Raw genomic sequence first — 15,907 nt, 5'->3', positions numbered from 1 at the left:
CCTCAATACCCGGCCTGGACGGTCTTGGGATCGAGACTGACGCTGCGCAGGTCAAGGCTGATTCCCCGGGGATCGAGCGACTGAATGCTGAAGGGAGGCGCGGACGGCCGAGCAGGGGTGGCCGTGGGATGGGCTCCCATGGCTCGGGCGCTGGGTGAGGGCAGGTGAATCAGGCGCTGAAGGCTGGTGGGCACAAGCAGGCCGGGGCGGCGGGCCATGGCCAGATGGTGCTGCTCCAGCACGGCTGTGGATTCCAGGAGGCGGTGCTCCAGGACCTGGGTCGACTCCAGCAGCTCGAAGCTGCGGGTCCATTGCCCCTGCCAGTGAAGCGTGAGCGCGGTGAGCCCGACCATCGACACTCCGAGCGCCACCAGCAGACCATCGGAAACCCTGTGCAGCCCCGCCAGCCAGGGGGCCTGACGCACCATGCGACGGGCAGAGAAGGAGCCCTGGATCAGCTCGAGCGAACGGCGGGTCCTGAAGAAGGGCTGGGGCGACGGAACGGCGACCACCGGAACCTGACGAATCTTCGCAAGTGAACCATGGGGCGCAAGGGGCAGCAAGCCATCGATCAGCGGGCCAGCAGGAGCAGGTTGGTGAAGGTGAGTGCGTTCCAGAGGGCATGCAGACCCACACACGCGCTCAGGCGACCACTGCTCAGGCGCAGCCAGCCCAGTCCAAGCCCCAGGGTGAACAGGGCGGGGAATTCCCCGAGGCTGAGGTGGGCGATGCCGAAAACCGTGCTGCTGATCAACACCGCCTGCAGGGGCCCCGACTCCCGCCCCACCACCGGCAGCAGCACCCCACGGAAGATTGTTTCCTCGAACAGAGGTGCCAGCACGATCGCCGTGAATCCGAAGCAGGCCAGGGTGAGGCCGCTGTCGCTGCGCAGCACAAGCTCCAGCAGAGGATTGCTGCCACCGGCATCACTCCACAGGAGCTGCTGCAGCCAGCCCACCAGGCTCACCAGGGGGAGCACGATCAGCAGGTACTTCAAGGCTTTGCGCAGGCCCGACGCCACCGGCCGCCAGCGGAACTGCAGCCAGCCCTCGGCTGGAGCCGCCCCCCGGCCCCGCAGCAGCAGAGCGAGGATCAACAACGGTGCGGTCATCAGGCCGAGGTACATCGTCAGCACCGTGATTCCATCGGCCAGGGGAGGTTTGACCGCCAGGGCCGTCAGGGCGGAGCCCAGAAGGGGCGCCAGCAGCACCGGGGTGAGCACTTCCCCGAGCAGGACGAACCCTCCGGCGATCAGCAGCACCACATCGATCACCCCCAGGTCAGGACCGAGCAACTGGGGCAGGGGCGCCTGCTTGCCGCGCCAGCGCAACCAGATCTCCCGCAACAGCAGCGCCACCCCCGCCAGCAGCGCAAGGGCGGGCAGCAGAGAGATTCCAATCAGCTGAAGAAGGGCCCGCCGCTCGGCGTCCGGCTCGGAGCAGTTGCTGCCGCCCCCCAGCACCTGACAGCCGAGCCGGCTCAGCAGAGGGTCCTCAGCCACCGACTGCACGGAACCACTGGGCGCACCTTCGGGCTGGGGCAGCCGCAACAGCTGCTCGATCAAGGCCTGATCCTCAGCTGGGGCCTGTTGTTGCAGTTTCAGCAGCAGTGGACGGGCAGCCGCCACCTGGCCCTGACGCAGATGCAGAAGCGCTCGCTCCAACTGGGTTAGCCGGGCTTCCTGCTCCCCTGCGGCCTTGGAGGCCTCGGACGCGGCCGTGCTGTCGTCACCGCTCTCGGCCTGGCGAATCAGTTCGGCCAGCAGGAGAGCTTCCGGATCCTCGCCCACCAGGATCGGCCTGAGCGACGGAGGCACCGCAGGGGCCGCCAATGCACTCAGCTCCAGTTGCCGCCGGGTCAGGTCGTTGCCCACGGAGGGACGATCCAGACTCTCCAGGAGCCCATTGAGCCAGAGCAGCAGGCTCAGCACAAGGCTGACCATCGCCAGGCCCACCTTCAGGGACCCAGCCCGCCCACGCCCTGCTGCTGCCACCCCGACTCCTCCCGATCGCCCGATTCTCCCCCGAGCCGGAGTCCCGCCATGGGACGACCAGGGTTCCCTCCCAATACGATGGCGGCGCTTCCGGCTCCAGACCCCGTGCCCCTTCGGCTTCTGCTCGTCCGTCATGGACTCAGCAGTTTCAACAGTGAACGCCGCATCCAGGGCCGGGACGATCTCTCCCACCTCACCGAGGAGGGGACCCAACAGGCACGCCTCACCGGCACGGCACTGGCGGACCTCCGGATCGATGCGGCCTACAGCTCACCGCTCAGCCGCGCCACCGCCACCGCCGCCCATCTGCTGGGGGCCCAGGGGGGCGGACTCACCGCCACGCTCGATGACGACCTGCTGGAGGTGGATCTCTCCCCCTGGTGTGGCCTTCGGGGGGTGGAGGTGGAGGAGCGCTTTCCCGACGCCTACCGCCTCTGGAGGGAGGCTCCCGAATGCCTGGAGCTGGAGCGTCCCGACGGCACCCGGTTCAGGCCGATCCCGGAGCTGATGGACCAGGCCCGCCGCTGGCTGGATCGCCTGGAACGCAAGCATCTTCAGGCCTCCGACCAGCTGACCTCAGCCACCGTGCTGGTGGTGGCCCACAGCGCCATCCTGCGCTGCCTGGTGCTGCAATTGCTGGGGCTGCCCGCCAGCCGGTTTCAGGGCCTCCGGCTCGACAACGCGTCGCTCTCGGTGTTCAACCTGCTGCCCCACCCCGATGCTGGCCTTCAGGTGCAGATCGAATCGCTCAATGTCACAGCGCACCTCGGTCATGGCCTGCCGCCGAAAGGAGCAGGCGCGCGCCTGCTGCTGGTGCGCCACGGCGAAACCGACTGGAACCGCCAGGGCCGCTTCCAGGGGCAGATCGATATCCCCCTCAACGCCCATGGCCAGGCCCAGGCCAGCTCAGCGGCCGAGTTCCTCAGGGACGTGCCGATCCAGCGGGCCTTCACCAGCTCGATGGCAAGACCACGGCAGACCGCCGAAGCGATCCTCACCGCCCACCCCGAGGTGCCCCTCAGCAGCCAGGAGGGCCTGGTGGAGATCGGCCACGGCCAGTGGGAGGGTCGCCTGGAGCAGGAGATCACCGAGCAGTGGGGGGAGCTTCTGCTGCAGTGGAAGCAGGCGCCCCACACCGTGCAGATGCCCGATGGCGAGAACCTTCAGCAGGTCTGGGATCGCGCGCTGGCCTGCTGGAGAGCCATCGTCGAGGGCCTGGAGGCTGAGGAGACCGCCCTTGTGGTGGCCCACGATGCCGTCAACAAGACGATCCTCTGCGCTCTGCTGGGCCTCTCCCCTGCCGACATCTGGATGGTCAAGCAGGGCAATGGCGGGGTCAGCGTGATCGACTGGCCGCCTCAGGCCAGCAGCGGGAGGCTGCCGGTGGTCACCTGCTTGAACCTCACCACCCACCTGGGGGGGGTGATCGACCGAACCGCCGCAGGCGCTCTCTGATGACGACACTCCTGCTGCAGGACATCCAGCTGCTGCAGGGGTCTGATCAACCGCTTGAACGCAGCGATGTGCTGCTCGAGGACGGGGTGATTTCGGCGATCGGCTCCAGCGCCCTGGAGGGGGCCAGGGCGCTGGGCCTGACGCCACGGCCCGGCGGCTCCTGTCTGCTGGCCCCTGCCTTGGTGGATCCCCACAGCGTTCTGGAGGAGCCTGAAGACGGACGCGCCGAAACCCTCGCGAGCCTGATCCGTTCAGCCGCAGCGGCTGGCTATGGCACGGTTGCACTGCTGCCGAGAGCCCGCAACTGGCGTGATCGTCCCGAGTGCCTCCGCCTGGCTGCACCGCCCCCCTTCGAGCTGCCGCTCTGGGGGGGGTTCAGCCTCTCCGGCCGAGGAGTGGATCTCTCCGCCCATGCCGATCTGCTTGCGGCCGGCGCGATCGGGCTGGCGGAGGAGGGAGATCTACCCCCCCTGGCCCTGGTGGAGCGAGGGCTGAGTATCGGCGAAAGCGGTGACCGCCCGGTTCTGCTGGCACCGCGTGACGCCAGTCTTGATCGGGGCGGCTTCGTGCGCGAGGGGGTCGAGGCTCTGCGGGCCGGCTGGCCCCTTGATCCGGCGCTGAGTGAAATCATTCCATTGCAGAGCCTGCTGACGCTGGCGGCCTCCCTGCCGCAGGTACGGCTGAGACTGGCGAACGTCTCGACCGCCGCCGGGGTGAAGCTGCTGCGGGCTGCTGATCCCGCCCCGTTGGCCACGGTCTGCTGGTGGCACCTGGTGACCGACAGCGGCAGCCTCGATCCCGTGGCCGAGGGATGGCGACTGGTGCCGTCCCTCGGCACACCGGATGATCGCCGCGCCCTGGTGGCGGCCCTCTCCGATGGAGTGATCAGCGCAGTAGCGGTGAACCATCAACCGCTGGATCCAGAGGAACAGCTTCTGCCTCTGGACCAGCGTCGTCCTGGTCTGGCTGGCCATCGCTACGTCTTACCGCTGCTGTGGCAGCAGTTGGTTCGCGATCGGGGCTGGAGCCCGGCACAGCTCTGGCGGGCCCTGTGCTGGGGACCTGCGCGGGTGCTCGACCTGGAGGCGCCCAGGCTTGATGTGGGCTCCAGGCGATGGATCCTGTTCGATCCCGATCAGGAGTGGACTCCCGGCGCGGATGGCTATGCCTCCAAAGGGGCCAATCAGCCCTGTGGGGGCCAGCGGCTCAGGGGGCGGGTGCTGGCGACGGGGTTGCTGCCCCGGCTTTGGCTGGGGCCTCGCTGAGGGGATCGGGGTCCCCCAGGGGGCCCGTGCGTCCGAGAGGCCAGAACCGGTAGAAGGCTCGACCGATGATCTCCTTCTGCGGCAGGAACGCACCACCGGGCCAGAACCGTCCGTCCCAGCTGTTGGCACGGTTGTCTCCGAGGACCAGCACGGCCCCCGGGGGCACCACGGTGTCGAGGGTGCGGCAGGGACCGATGCCCTGGCTGTCGATCGGGCAGAGGTTGCTCACGTAGGGCTCGCTGACTGCCTGGCCGTTGATGCTCACCTGGCCGCGCGGGTTGACCACCACCCGGTCGCCGGGGATCGCCACCACCCGCTTGATGTAGGCATCGCAGGCGGGCTGCTGCAGGCCGGGGATCGAGCCGATCAGGGGAAGGTTCACCAGCAGACAGCTCAGCGGACCGGAGCTCTGATTCGCCTGCAGGGCGGGATCGAAGTGAAAGGGGGAGTGGAAGACAACGATTTCCCCCCGCCTGGGGGCTCGGCTGCGGAAGCTGATCTTCTCCACCAGCAGGCGGTCCTGGATCTGCAGGCCGGGCAGCATCGATCCGGACGGGATGAAGCGGGCCTCCAACAGAAACTGGCGAATCCCCAGAGCCACCGCCAGGGTGAGCAGCACGCTGCGCCAGAACGCCCAGGAACTTTCGGTGCGCTGCCCGGCGTGGCCCTGGTCGGAATCAGGTGTCCCCGCTGGTGTCGTGGGTGAAGGGGAGTCCTCGGCGCTCAATGGTCTCCTGCTGGGGAAGCGGTCTTCAGCCTGTCGTGTGCCGGCTGGAGCCGGCCACCTTAAGGCTCCGGAGCGGGGGAGTTCTGCTGCCTACCCTGGTTCGATCGACGCTGTTCTCCATGGTTCGGCCGCGCTGGCATCTGAGGTCATCGGTGGCCAGCAACCGCCTTGGACATCGCTGGGATCAGTTCGTGGCGCTCTGGGCCACGTTCAACCTGCTCTGGGTCTGCTTCGACATCAGCTACGTGCCCCTGCGCACCTTCTGGCTGCAGCGAAATCTCTATCCGCTGCCCTCGGCCCCACTGGTGCTGCGGCTCGGCTTTCTCCCCGATATCACCCCGCTCTACGACCCGGTCAAGGGAATCGAGCCCCACCGAGAGACCCAGGCCTACCTGGATGCCTTCGATCGGATGGATCGTGCCCTGCTGGCGGGCTCCCCGGCTGGCGACCTGCGGGAGCGGCAGGTTGCGATGACAAGGGCGATGATCGATGACAACCCTTTTCTGGCCTCGGGGAACTCCGGAACCCTGGAGAAAATCAAGAACCGCCTGCGGGAGAGGGCCGACCTGGATTCAGCCAAGCAATCGGCTGAAAAGCTTCTCGGTGACGAGTGGCTGAAGCGCCAGTCCTGGAGCGAGGAGCGGCGCTTCTGGCAGCAACAGGTGTTGCCACTGGTGGCCACCAACTACTGGCGATCGATCGACGAGAACGGCCGTCCCACCGACGACTTCTGGCGCATCGATCTGTTGCTGTTCCAGAGCGTCTTCCTGGCGGACATCCTGTTGCGGGCTGCACGCCTGCGTCGCCGGCTGCCTGGCCTGAGCTGGGGTGATGCCCTTCTGCGTCGATGGACCGACCTTCCCCTGTTGATGCCGTTCTGGCGCTGGCTGCGCCTGATTCCGGTGGTGGAGCGTCTCCAGACCAGTGGCCTGGTGAACATGGAACCGCTGCGGGCGGTGGTCAGCCGCGCGGTGGTCGCCCTGCTGGCGGTGGAGCTGTTCGAGGTGCTGGCCCTGCAGCTGATGGACGGCGCCCAGGGGGTGATCCGCTCTCCCCAGTGGCCGCAGCGGATCCGTCGACTTCGCAGCCATCAGACCGTCTCGATCAACGACGAGCGTGAGCTGGTGGAACTGACACGCATCTGGGGTCCACTGCTGCTCAGCCAGGTGGCCCCCCGAATGGCACCCCAGCTGCAGGCGGTTCTGGCCCATGCGCTCCAGCAGTCCCTGCAGTCGATGGTGGTACCACCCGGGCTGCGCCAGCTCCAACTGTTGATGCAGGTGGAAAAGGAACTCACCCAGCAGCTGGCCGCCGGGCTGGTGGACAGCCTGATGGAGCTCTCGCGTGGAGCGGGGTCCCGGCTGCAGCAGCAGGACAACCGCCAGATCGATCTGTTGCGTGACTGCGTTGATCGCTTCTGGGACGAGCTGGCCGAGGCCCTGGAACATGGGCCGGTGCTGGAGCGGAGTCAGCAGCTGGTCTGTGCCCTGCTCGAGGAGCTCAAGCTGACCTACCTGGGCCAGATCAACCGCACAGGGATCGATGCCCTGATTCGTGAGCTGGATCAGCTCACGGTTCCACCTTCGACCCCAGGGGACGGGGACTCAGAGACTGCTGCCAGGTCTGAGGATCAAAGCCGATGAGCACCCTGCCATCGTCGGCCACCAGAAGTGGTCGGCGGATCAACTTACCGTCAGCGGCCAGGGCAGCGATGGCCTCCTCCGGAGACATCGCCTTGACCCGGCTGGCTCCCAGAGCCCGGTAGCTGGCTCCGCTGGTGTTGAACAGCCGGCGGGGATCAGGAAGGCTGGCCCAGATCTGCTGGAGTTGTTGCTTGGACGGCGGCGCCAGGGTGATGTCCACCAGGTCAACCTCGATGCCCTCCGCGGCAAGCCAGCTCAGGGCCCGGCGGCAGGTGGAGCATTTCGAATAGCTGTACAGCCGTGGACGATCTCCTCTGGAGTCGCCAGCCGGACTCACTTCCGCCCGACCAGGGATTTCAAGGCGCCCACCAGGCTGTTGGAACCTTTGCCGACGGCGGCATCCGGACGGGTGCGCACAGTCACATCGCCATTGACGCTGGTGCGACAGCTGAGGCGGTAACTGGCAGGGCGGTCGGCCAGATAGACCTGCTCGACATCGCTGCGGGGGGAAAGGTTCTGAGCGCCCTCGAGCACTTCAACCACGCAGGTGCCGCACTGACCCAGACCGCCACAGTTGTTGAGATTGTTCAGACCCTTGTAAGGGTTGATGCCGGCATCAAGAGCCGCCTGGCGCAGGTTGGCCCCCTCGATGCAACCAACCTTCTGGCCCTCATTGTCGAAGCGGATGGTGGGCACGGGTCGCATAGGCTACTGGCGCGAACTAACTTACCTGCCCAGAGGGCCTGGGGAATCAGCCTTGCAATGGTTGTTGGTCCAGCGGAAGCACTGCCGCTGCCTACGATCCTGCAGAGCACGGACAAGGCCATGGCTGCACCGACCGGCGGCGAACTTTCCGGGTATGACCTGGTGGTGCAGGGGTTGATCCCCGGGTACGCCAGCCTCGCCCGCCTCTCGGTGGCCCTGCTGGCGGCCTCGCCCCTGGCTGGGCCGAACGGTGCGGAGGTGCTGGTGGCCGGCTGCGGTACCGGCGCCGAGCTGGTGGAGGCCGTGGCTCAACGGCCCGACTGGCGCCTGAGCGCGATCGACCCTTCCCAGGCCATGCTCAGTGCCGCTCAGCGGCGTCTCGGCCCCCTGGCGGAGGGACTCAACTGGCTTGAGAGCACGGTCGAGGATCTCCAGGGGGAGGCCTGCTTCGATGGGGCTCTCTCGGTGCTGGTGCTGCAGTCTCTCCCCGATGACGGCAGCAAACTGGCCTTTCTCTCCGCTCTGGCTCGCTGCCTTCGACCCGGGGGGCAGCTGGTGCTGGTGGATCTGATGCGTCCGGCCCTTCCTTTGCTGGAAGACCAGATGGCTGAGGCCTGGCTCGGCTTCCAGAGGGCTTCGCAGCTGCGGGCTCCCCTTGCCTTGCTCGAGCCGCTCACCCATGGGGCGCATCCCGTGGGTCTGGCCCGGCTCACGGCTCTGGTGAATGCCGCCGGGTTCGGCGATCCGGCCCGCGTGTTCCAGGCCCTCGACTACGAGGGATTCCTGCTTCAGCGCTCTCCCTGATCGGAACGGGCTGCCTGGATGCAACGCTCCAGCAGGGCAGGCACGGCAGCGGCGTCTTCCCAGCCGATGATCTGCACCGGTCGTCCGGCCAGGTTCTTGTAGGTGCGGAAGAACTCGGCGACGTCCTCGAGCTGATTGGGCGCGATCTGGCGAATGCTGCGCAGCCCGCTCTGGCGGCCATCGGCCTCCGGCACGCAGAGCAGTTTCCCGTCATGGGCGCCGCTGTCGATCATGTCCAGATAGCCAATCGGCCTTGCGGTGATCAGGCAACCGGCGAAGGTGGGCTCCTCCATGATCACCATGGCGTCGAGGGGCGCTCCATCCTCGGCAAGGGTGTTGGGCACAAAGCCGTAATCGAAGGGGTAGCGGACCGAGGAATGAAGCACCCGATCCAGCGCCATCAGGCCGGCAGCGCTGTTGTATTCGTATTTGTTGCGGCTACCGGCGGGAATTTCCACCACCAGATTCACCAAACCCTGGGATGGGGAGGCGGCCAGGCTGCTGATGTCCACGGCTGATGGGAATGACGAAGTGGGGATCAGCTCTGAAGGCGTTGCGCTCCAGCAGGACGGCCGCCACCGGAACGATCAGGGCCAGCAGGGCAATGGTGGCTCCCAGCAGCGGCGAGCCTGGATCCAGAAAGCTCTCCGGACTGTCAGGGTCCTCACCGGTTTCGGCCGTTGGTGTGGCCACGGCTCCGGGCGAGGGTGAGCCTGGTTCCAGGGTTGAGGCGATCGAGACCAGGCCGGCGGCCATGGCGATGGGAGCAGAGGCCGACGAAGGGTGACCAGCCAAGGATGTGGCGTAAGCGTTGCTGGTGCCGGTTCGCGGAGGTTCGGAATCCATGGAGAGGGATGAGGGAGCAGCTTCGGGGAACAGATCAGGCTTGGCGGGCAGGCCGTAGCTGCAGCTGAACCGGGAAGCAGCATTGGCCTGGGATCAGAGAACGAAATTCCCCGGCCCATGCCAGTGCCTCAATCAATATGCCATTGATGGGCTCCTGCTGCAGCGAGGGCTGTCTGGATTCAGGCAGCAGGACGGGACTGGCCCAGCTGATCCCTCTTGTCGCTGAGCACTGCGGGGGGGTGATCGATGCCCTGAAGGCTGTGGCGGATGGCCTGCAGCTCCTGAAGAATCGAGCTGAGCAGCTGCTGCGTGGCCGTGGAGGGAGAGTTGAGCACCTCCACGGTCACTTCCTTGATACGCAGCACATCCCGGGCGAAACGAGCTACCTCGTTGGGGTGAAACAGCAAAGCCTCTTTCTGGTCGGTGCGGTATTCGGGGTTGAGCTTGCGGGGATTGAAGGGAGGGTTGAGGTTGCGTGGATCGGTGTTGGTGTAGCGATACACCGAGGCACGCGAACGATTCAGCGCTTTCTGGACCTCGTCGATGCCGATCAGGCCCTCAGCCGACTCGGGCGCTGGACCGGGAAGCTCGCTCGGCCAGGATCCCACGGTCGGAGGGAGCTCACCGCTGGAGCCGGCCGAGGGTGCAATCATAAGACTTATTTTGGACGGCTGGGACTGCATGCCGACGCTAGCAGAGAAAGCCTGGCTGGCCAGGCCACAGGAGCCAATGCCGCACGGTTCGGTGATTAAACCGGCCACGGCCCTGATCGGCAAGACCCAGGCCCCCGGCGAGGCTCAGTGATAAGGTCCCAGCCCTCTGAAGCGGCTGCATTCCATGCGCGTCTCCCGCCTGATGCTGGTGACGCTGCGCGACGATCCCGCGGAAGCGGAGATTCCCTCCCACAGGCTCCTCCTGCGCGGTGGCTACATGCGCCGGGTGGCCTCGGGGGTGTACGCCTACCTACCTCTGCTCTGGAGGGTTCTGAGCAAGATCTCGGCGATCGTGCGCCAGGAGATGAACGCCACCGGCGCCCTGGAAACCCTGCTGCCTGCCCTGCAGCCCGCCAGCCTCTGGGAACGCAGCGGACGTTGGCAGGGCTACACCGCCGGGGAGGGAATCATGTTTCATCTGGTGGATCGCCAGGAGCGCTCCCTGGGCCTTGGCCCCACCCATGAAGAGGTGATCACGGCTCTCGCCGCCGATCTGCTGCGCTCCTACAGGCAGCTGCCGGTGAGCCTCTACCAGATCCAGACCAAATTCCGGGATGAAATCCGGCCCCGTTTCGGACTGATGCGTGGGCGCGAATTCATCATGAAGGATGCCTATTCCTTCCATGCCGATGAGGCTGACCTCAGGCTCGCCTACCAGCGCATGGATCAGGCCTACCGCCGCATCTTCAGCCGCTGTGGACTTCGCACTGTGGCTGTGGAGGCCGACAGCGGTGCGATCGGCGGCTCCGCCAGCCAGGAGTTCATGGTCACCGCCGAAACCGGCGAGGATCTGATCCTCAGCAGTCCGGATGGGCGCTACGCCGCCAACCAGGAGCGGGCCAGGTCACTGCCGGAACCCGCCGTGCCGCTCAAGAGCACCGGCGAGGTGGTCGAGCTCCAGACACCCGGGCAGCACAGCATCGAGGACCTCTGCGCCGCCCATGGCTTCGAGCCCAGCCAGACCGTGAAGGTACTGATCCTTCTGGCCCGCAGCGCCGAAGGCCAACCGAGGCCGGTGCTGGTGAGCCTTCGCGGCGATCAGCAGCTCAACCCCACCAAGCTCGCCAACGCCGTCACGACGGCACTGGGGGAAGCCGCCGGGGCCCTGCTGGAGATCGAGCCGATCACCCCCGAGCAGATCCGCAGCGAGGGACTGCCCCCCTGGCCCCTGGGCAGCCTGGGTCCCCATCTGGGCGATGCCCTGCTGGCGGGAGCCCGCAGCTGGCAAACGAGCTTCCTGCGCCTGGCGGATCCCACGGCGGCGGAGCTTGAGATCTTCGTCTGCGGCGCCAACCGGCCCGACACGCACCTGGTGGGGGCCCGCTGGTCGGACCTGGGCGAGGGACTCCCGCCCATGGCCGATCTGCGCGCGGCCCAGCCGGGTGATCGCTGCTTCCAGGATCCCAGCCAGCGCCTCGAGGCCAGCCGCGGCATCGAGGTGGGCCACATCTTTCAGCTCGGGCGCAAGTACTCCCAGGCCCTGGAGGCCACCTTCACCAATGAGCAGGGCCAGGATGAGCCGCTGTGGATGGGCTGTTACGGCATCGGGGTGTCACGCCTGGCCCAGGCCGCCGTTGAGCAGCACCACGATGAGCTGGGAATCTGCTGGCCGGTGGCGATCGCCCCCTTCGAGGTGATCGTGGTGGTGGCCAGTGCCCAGGACTCCGTCCAGGTGGCTCTGGGAGAACAGCTCCACGACGCGCTTGAGCAGGTGGGCCTCGAGGTGCTGCTGGATGATCGCAACGAACGGGCCGGTGTGAAGTTCAAGGATGCCGATCTGATCGGGATCCCCTGGAGGGTCGTGGTGGGTCGCGGCGCCAGTTCCGGGCTGGTGGAGCTGGTGGAGCGCTCGAGTGGCAGCAAGCGGGAGTGTCCCGTCACTGAGGTGGTGGCCGTGGTGCAGCAGCACATCGAGGCCGATCGACTGGGTTTGGCAGCGACGGGGAACTCCTAGGATCCCCCAACCACGTGTGGAGATGCTGATGACTGTTGTCTGGAGGTCCTTCTCCCAAGCCATTCGCACTGCCCTGAGATCATCCCTGGGGGATCTGCTCTCCGGCAGCTGGTGGAGCCGGACTCTCACGCCTCTGGTGGCGATCGGGCTATGCCTCAGCCTCTCACTCACCGCCTGCGGCAGCGCCAGCAACAGTCTGAGTGGCTCCTACGTCGACGACACCATGACCGTCGCTGAATCGCTGCTGGGAGCCATTGCGCTCAGCCAGGATGATCCGGGCCGTGCGGAAGCCGAAGCCGAGGCCCGCGTCTTGATCAACGATTACGTGGCTCTGTACAGGCCCAAGGCCCGGGTGAACGGACTGCCGTCGTTCACCACCATGCAGACCGCCATGAACTCCCTGGCTGGGCACTACACCAACTACGCCAACCGTCCCTTGCCTGAGGCGCTCAAGACCCGCCTCGAGAAGGAACTGAAGAAAGCCGAAACAACGGTGGTGCGTGGGACCTGATCACCGATCAGGGCATGCCGGACCCTCTGGAGTGCGGGGATCCAGTTTGATCGCAGACCCCGGCCCTTTGACGAAGGGGCTCGTCATCTGAGACTCTTGTCCCTTGTGCTTAGAAGCGGCTGCGGGCCGCTGTGTCCTTGGCCAATGTTGTCGTCATCGGTGCACAGTGGGGCGACGAGGGAAAAGGCAAGATCACTGATCTGCTGAGCCGATCCGCCGATGTGGTGGTTCGTTATCAAGGCGGTGTGAATGCAGGCCACACGATCGTGGTCGACGACAAGGTGCTGAAGCTGCACCTGATTCCCTCTGGAATTCTCTACCCCGACACCATCTGCCTGATCGGCTCAGGCACGGTGGTCGATCCGCGCATCATGCTCGATGAGCTCGACATGCTCGACGACTTCGGCATCGACATTTCCGGGCTGAAACTGGCTTCCACAGCTCACGTCACGATGCCCTACCACCGCCTGCTCGACCAGGCGATGGAGCAACGCCGGGGTGAGCGCCGCATCGGCACCACCGGCCGGGGAATCGGCCCCACCTATGCCGACAAGTCGGATCGCAACGGCATCCGCGTGATCGATCTGCTTGATGCCGGTCGACTGCGCGAGCGGCTGATGGGTCCCCTGGCCGAAAAGAATCTGATCCTCGAGAGGATCTACGGCCTCGAGCCACTGGATCCCGAGGAGGTGCTCAAGGAATATCTCGCCTACGGGGAACGCCTGGCCCCCCATGTGGTCGATTGCACCCGCACGATCCACCAGGCGGCCCGCTCCCGCAAGAACATTCTCTTCGAGGGTGCCCAGGGCACCCTGCTCGATCTCGACCACGGCACCTACCCCTACGTCACCTCCTCGAATCCCGTCTCCGGGGGAGCCTGCATCGGGGCCGGGGTGGGTCCCACGCTGATCGACCGGGTCATCGGAGTGGCCAAGGCCTACACCACCCGTGTGGGCGAAGGGCCCTTCCCCACGGAGCTTCAGGGCAGCCTCAACGACCACCTCTGCGACCGGGGCGGCGAGTTCGGCACCACCACCGGCCGCCGCCGGCGCTGCGGTTGGTTCGATGGCGTCATCGGGCGCTACGCCGTGGAGGTGAACGGGCTTGATTGTCTGGCGATCACCAAGCTGGACGTGCTCGACGAGCTCGATGAAATCCAGGTCTGCGTGGCCTATGAGCTCGACGGCGAGCGGATCGACCACTTCCCCAGCAGCGCCGAGACCTTCGCCCGTTGCCGCCCGATCTTTCAGTCTCTGCCGGGCTGGCAATGCTCCACGGCGGACTGTCGCTCCCTCGAGGATCTGCCTGCCACCGCCATGGCCTACCTGCGCTTTCTGGCGGAACTGATGGAGGTGCCGATCGCGATCGTGTCCCTCGGGGCCCAGCGGGACCAGACGATCGTGGTGGAAGACCCCATCCACGGCCCGAAGCGGGCCCTGCTGAACGTTTGATGATGGGCAGCGACACACGCACGCTTGATGTCGTCGGCATCGGTAACGCCATCGTCGATGTGCTGGTCACCTCCGACGACGCCTTCCTCGAGGCCCATGGCCTGAGCAAGGGAGGCATGTCCCTGGTGAATGCGGAGCAGGCCCGGAAGCTCTACGCCGCTGCCGGCCCTGGGCTGGAAACCTCCGGCGGCTCCGCCGCCAACACTCTGGCCGGCCTGGCCCAGCTCGGCGGCCGGGCCGGATTCATCGGCCGGGTGCGCGACGACCAGCTTGGGGCGATCTTCAGCCACGACATCCGTTCCGTGGGGGCTCGCTTCGAGACCCCGGCCGCCCTTGACGGGCCCGCCACGGCCCGTTGCCTGATCCTGGTCACCCCGGATGCCCAGCGCACGATGTGCACCTATCTGGGCACTTCGGTGGACCTCGACCCCGACGATCTGGACCTGGATCTGGTGCGCCAGGCCGGCCTGCTCTACCTGGAGGGCTACCTCTGGGATGGCGAGGCAGCCAAACGGGCCTTCCTCGCCGCCGCCGAGGTGATGCGCTCCGCCGGTGGCCAGGTCGCCCTCTCCCTCTCGGACGCTTTCTGCGTCGACCGCCACCGGGACAGCTTCCTGGAGCTGGTGGATGGCCATGTGGATGTGCTCTTCGCCAATGAAGCCGAGATCACTGCGCTTTACCGCTGCAATGATTTCGAGGCCGCGATCGAGCAGGTGAAGGGCCGCTGCTCGATCGCCGTGCTCACCCGTGGAGCCCTCGGGTCGGTGGTGATCGGGGAAGGGCGTGTGCATCAAATTCCTCCTTACGTGCTTGGCCCCCTGGTTGACACCACCGGAGCTGGTGATCTCTATGCCGCCGGCTTTCTCTGGGGACTCTGCCGCGGAGAACCACTGGAGCGCTGCGGCCAGCTGGGATCTCTCTGCGCCGGTCAGGTGATCACCCAGCTGGGGCCCCGCCCGCGGGTCTCGCTGCCGGGTCTGGTGACCAAGCACCTGGGCTGAACCCGCCGACCTGATCCAGCAACTCCTCCAGCGACCACAGCCGCGCCCCGGAGAGTGGCTCCTCAGGGCGCTTCAGCAACAGCAGGGAGAGACCAAGCTCAGCGCAGAGCTCCTGCCAGAGCCGCTCGGTCGCTCCCCCCGACTGGCGGCAGAGCACCGCCGTGATGCGCCACTGCTCCAGCAGGGCACGCTCGATCGAGCAGCCCTCTGCCCGTGGAGGCCCCGAGCCCGGCCGATGACAGGCCAGGGCCTCTGCCGGCAGGCCAGCGCCCAGGGCCAGTCGCAGGCTGGAGGGGGTAGGCAGGATGCGGGCGAAACTGGCCCGAGCGCCGGCCAGGGCCACGGCCTTGGCCAGATGGCGGGCCCCGATCGCCAGCAGCAGGCGTTCAGCCCCCAGATCCAGGTCGGCCAGGTCCTGCAGCTGGTCAAGCAGCGTCAGCCTCGATCCAGGCGGCTGCGGCACCGCCGGACGCCAGAGTCGCAGCAGGGGCTGCCCGATGCGGGCACAGACCGCCGCCAGATCGGTGCTGATGGCCGTGGCGAAGGGGTGACTGGCATCGATCACCCAGCGGAAGGGGGCCAGGGTGCCCCCCAGGAGTTCCGACTCGATCGCCTCGGGGCCGGCCAGAGCTCCCACACGCCCCAGCAGATGGGGGTGGGGTGCATAGGCCCGCAGGGCATCCTCGTTCACCAGCGAAATTTGCACGCTCCAACCGGAGGCCAGCAGCCTGCTGGCCAGCAGGGGGCCCTCACCGGTGCCGCTCAGCAGCCAGATCGACGGCCGTCGTCCCGCCCTGCTGGCGGCCATGGGTTGGGTCGGTGCATCAGGATGGGGCCCG

17 protein-coding genes are annotated in these 15,907 nt (G+C 66.8%); 8 read left to right on the top strand and 9 right to left on the bottom strand.

Annotated features, from left to right (window positions below; genetic code table 11):
• Positions 1 to 2: 2 nt before the first annotated feature.
• Positions 3 to 512, bottom strand: coding sequence for a hypothetical protein (locus FPZ61_RS04960; protein ID WP_185465236.1), 510 nt, complete (start codon positions 510 to 512; stop codon positions 3 to 5).
• A 59-nt stretch (positions 513 to 571) separates the two neighbouring features.
• Entirely contained in the window at positions 572 to 1,993 is a 1,422-nt protein-coding gene (locus FPZ61_RS04955; protein WP_370593375.1) for a lysostaphin resistance A-like protein, read from the bottom strand.
• Between the two features lie 105 nt (positions 1,994 to 2,098).
• Between FPZ61_RS04955 and FPZ61_RS04950 the strand changes: the two genes are divergently transcribed.
• Together FPZ61_RS04950 and FPZ61_RS04945 are read left to right on the top strand one after the other, a co-directional pair.
• Positions 2,099 to 3,448, top strand: coding sequence for a histidine phosphatase family protein (locus FPZ61_RS04950; protein WP_185465235.1), 1,350 nt, complete (start codon positions 2,099 to 2,101; stop codon positions 3,446 to 3,448).
• Entirely contained in the window at positions 3,448 to 4,713 is a 1,266-nt protein-coding gene (locus FPZ61_RS04945; RefSeq protein ID WP_185465234.1) for a dihydroorotase, read from the top strand. The genes FPZ61_RS04950 and FPZ61_RS04945 overlap by 1 nt, the downstream gene beginning before the upstream one ends.
• On the opposite strand, the gene lepB is transcribed toward FPZ61_RS04945, so the two are convergent.
• A complete protein-coding gene (gene lepB, locus FPZ61_RS04940) occupies positions 4,655 to 5,440 on the bottom strand; it encodes a signal peptidase I (RefSeq protein ID WP_255441376.1) in 786 nt (261 codons plus the stop codon). The two genes, FPZ61_RS04945 and lepB, sit on opposite strands and share 59 nt — an antisense overlap.
• A gap of 119 nt (positions 5,441 to 5,559) precedes the next feature.
• On the opposite strand from lepB, the gene FPZ61_RS04935 reads away from it, so the two are divergent.
• A complete protein-coding gene (locus FPZ61_RS04935) occupies positions 5,560 to 7,083 on the top strand; it encodes a hypothetical protein (protein ID WP_185465233.1) in 1,524 nt (507 codons plus the stop codon).
• Here FPZ61_RS04935 and FPZ61_RS04930 read toward each other — a convergent pair.
• Both FPZ61_RS04930 and FPZ61_RS04925 read right to left on the bottom strand, forming a co-directional pair.
• A complete protein-coding gene (locus tag FPZ61_RS04930) occupies positions 7,010 to 7,420 on the bottom strand; it encodes a Spx/MgsR family RNA polymerase-binding regulatory protein (RefSeq protein ID WP_185465232.1) in 411 nt (136 codons plus the stop codon). The two genes, FPZ61_RS04935 and FPZ61_RS04930, sit on opposite strands and share 74 nt — an antisense overlap.
• On the bottom strand, positions 7,417 to 7,779 hold the full coding sequence (locus FPZ61_RS04925; RefSeq protein WP_185465369.1) for a 2Fe-2S iron-sulfur cluster-binding protein: 363 nt from the start codon (positions 7,777 to 7,779) through the stop codon (positions 7,417 to 7,419). The genes FPZ61_RS04930 and FPZ61_RS04925 overlap by 4 nt, the downstream gene beginning before the upstream one ends.
• Positions 7,780 to 7,908: 129 nt before the next feature.
• Here FPZ61_RS04925 and FPZ61_RS04920 point away from each other — a divergent pair, with 129 nt between their 5' ends.
• A complete protein-coding gene (locus FPZ61_RS04920; protein ID WP_185465231.1) occupies positions 7,909 to 8,592 on the top strand; it encodes a class I SAM-dependent methyltransferase in 684 nt (227 codons plus the stop codon).
• Here FPZ61_RS04920 and FPZ61_RS04915 read toward each other — a convergent pair.
• From FPZ61_RS04915 to FPZ61_RS04905, 3 genes are all read right to left on the bottom strand, one after another.
• A complete protein-coding gene (locus FPZ61_RS04915) occupies positions 8,577 to 9,104 on the bottom strand; it encodes an inorganic diphosphatase (protein ID WP_185465230.1) in 528 nt (175 codons plus the stop codon). The two genes, FPZ61_RS04920 and FPZ61_RS04915, sit on opposite strands and share 16 nt — an antisense overlap.
• Complete coding sequence (locus FPZ61_RS04910) at positions 9,031 to 9,438, bottom strand: hypothetical protein (RefSeq protein ID WP_185465229.1); 408 nt, start codon at positions 9,436 to 9,438, stop codon at positions 9,031 to 9,033. Before FPZ61_RS04910 ends, FPZ61_RS04915 begins: the two co-directional genes overlap by 74 nt.
• Positions 9,439 to 9,617: 179 nt before the next feature.
• The gene (locus FPZ61_RS04905; protein ID WP_185465228.1) at positions 9,618 to 10,091 is read right to left on the bottom strand and encodes a hypothetical protein; all 474 of its coding nucleotides are present in this window, start codon (positions 10,089 to 10,091) and stop codon (positions 9,618 to 9,620) included.
• A gap of 184 nt (positions 10,092 to 10,275) precedes the next feature.
• Between FPZ61_RS04905 and FPZ61_RS04900 the strand changes: the two genes are divergently transcribed.
• The 4 genes from FPZ61_RS04900 to FPZ61_RS04885 all read left to right on the top strand — a co-directional run bounded on the left by FPZ61_RS04900 (position 10,276) and on the right by FPZ61_RS04885 (position 15,068).
• Positions 10,276 to 12,105, top strand: a complete 1,830-nt coding sequence (locus FPZ61_RS04900; protein WP_185465227.1) for a proline--tRNA ligase — start codon at positions 10,276 to 10,278, stop codon at positions 12,103 to 12,105.
• A 28-nt stretch (positions 12,106 to 12,133) separates the two neighbouring features.
• Entirely contained in the window at positions 12,134 to 12,616 is a 483-nt protein-coding gene (gene psb27, locus FPZ61_RS04895; protein ID WP_185465226.1) for a photosystem II protein Psb27, read from the top strand.
• Positions 12,617 to 12,747: 131 nt separating this feature from the next.
• Positions 12,748 to 14,067, top strand: coding sequence for an adenylosuccinate synthase (locus FPZ61_RS04890; RefSeq protein WP_185465225.1), 1,320 nt, complete (start codon positions 12,748 to 12,750; stop codon positions 14,065 to 14,067).
• Positions 14,068 to 14,069: 2 nt separating this feature from the next.
• Complete coding sequence (locus FPZ61_RS04885) at positions 14,070 to 15,068, top strand: adenosine kinase (RefSeq protein ID WP_185465224.1); 999 nt, start codon at positions 14,070 to 14,072, stop codon at positions 15,066 to 15,068.
• Here FPZ61_RS04885 and FPZ61_RS04880 read toward each other — a convergent pair.
• Positions 15,004 to 15,876, bottom strand: coding sequence for a precorrin-6A/cobalt-precorrin-6A reductase (locus FPZ61_RS04880; RefSeq protein WP_185465223.1), 873 nt, complete (start codon positions 15,874 to 15,876; stop codon positions 15,004 to 15,006). The genes FPZ61_RS04885 and FPZ61_RS04880 overlap by 65 nt on opposite strands.
• Positions 15,877 to 15,907: the final 31 nt, after the last annotated feature.

The sequence above is a fragment of the Synechococcus sp. BSA11S genome (genome assembly GCF_014224355.1).
In the GTDB taxonomy this organism is placed as follows: domain Bacteria; phylum Cyanobacteriota; class Cyanobacteriia; order PCC-6307; family Cyanobiaceae; genus Regnicoccus_A.
The sequence above is the reverse complement of the archived record's forward strand: the minus strand, read 5'-3'. Positions and strand labels throughout refer to the sequence as shown.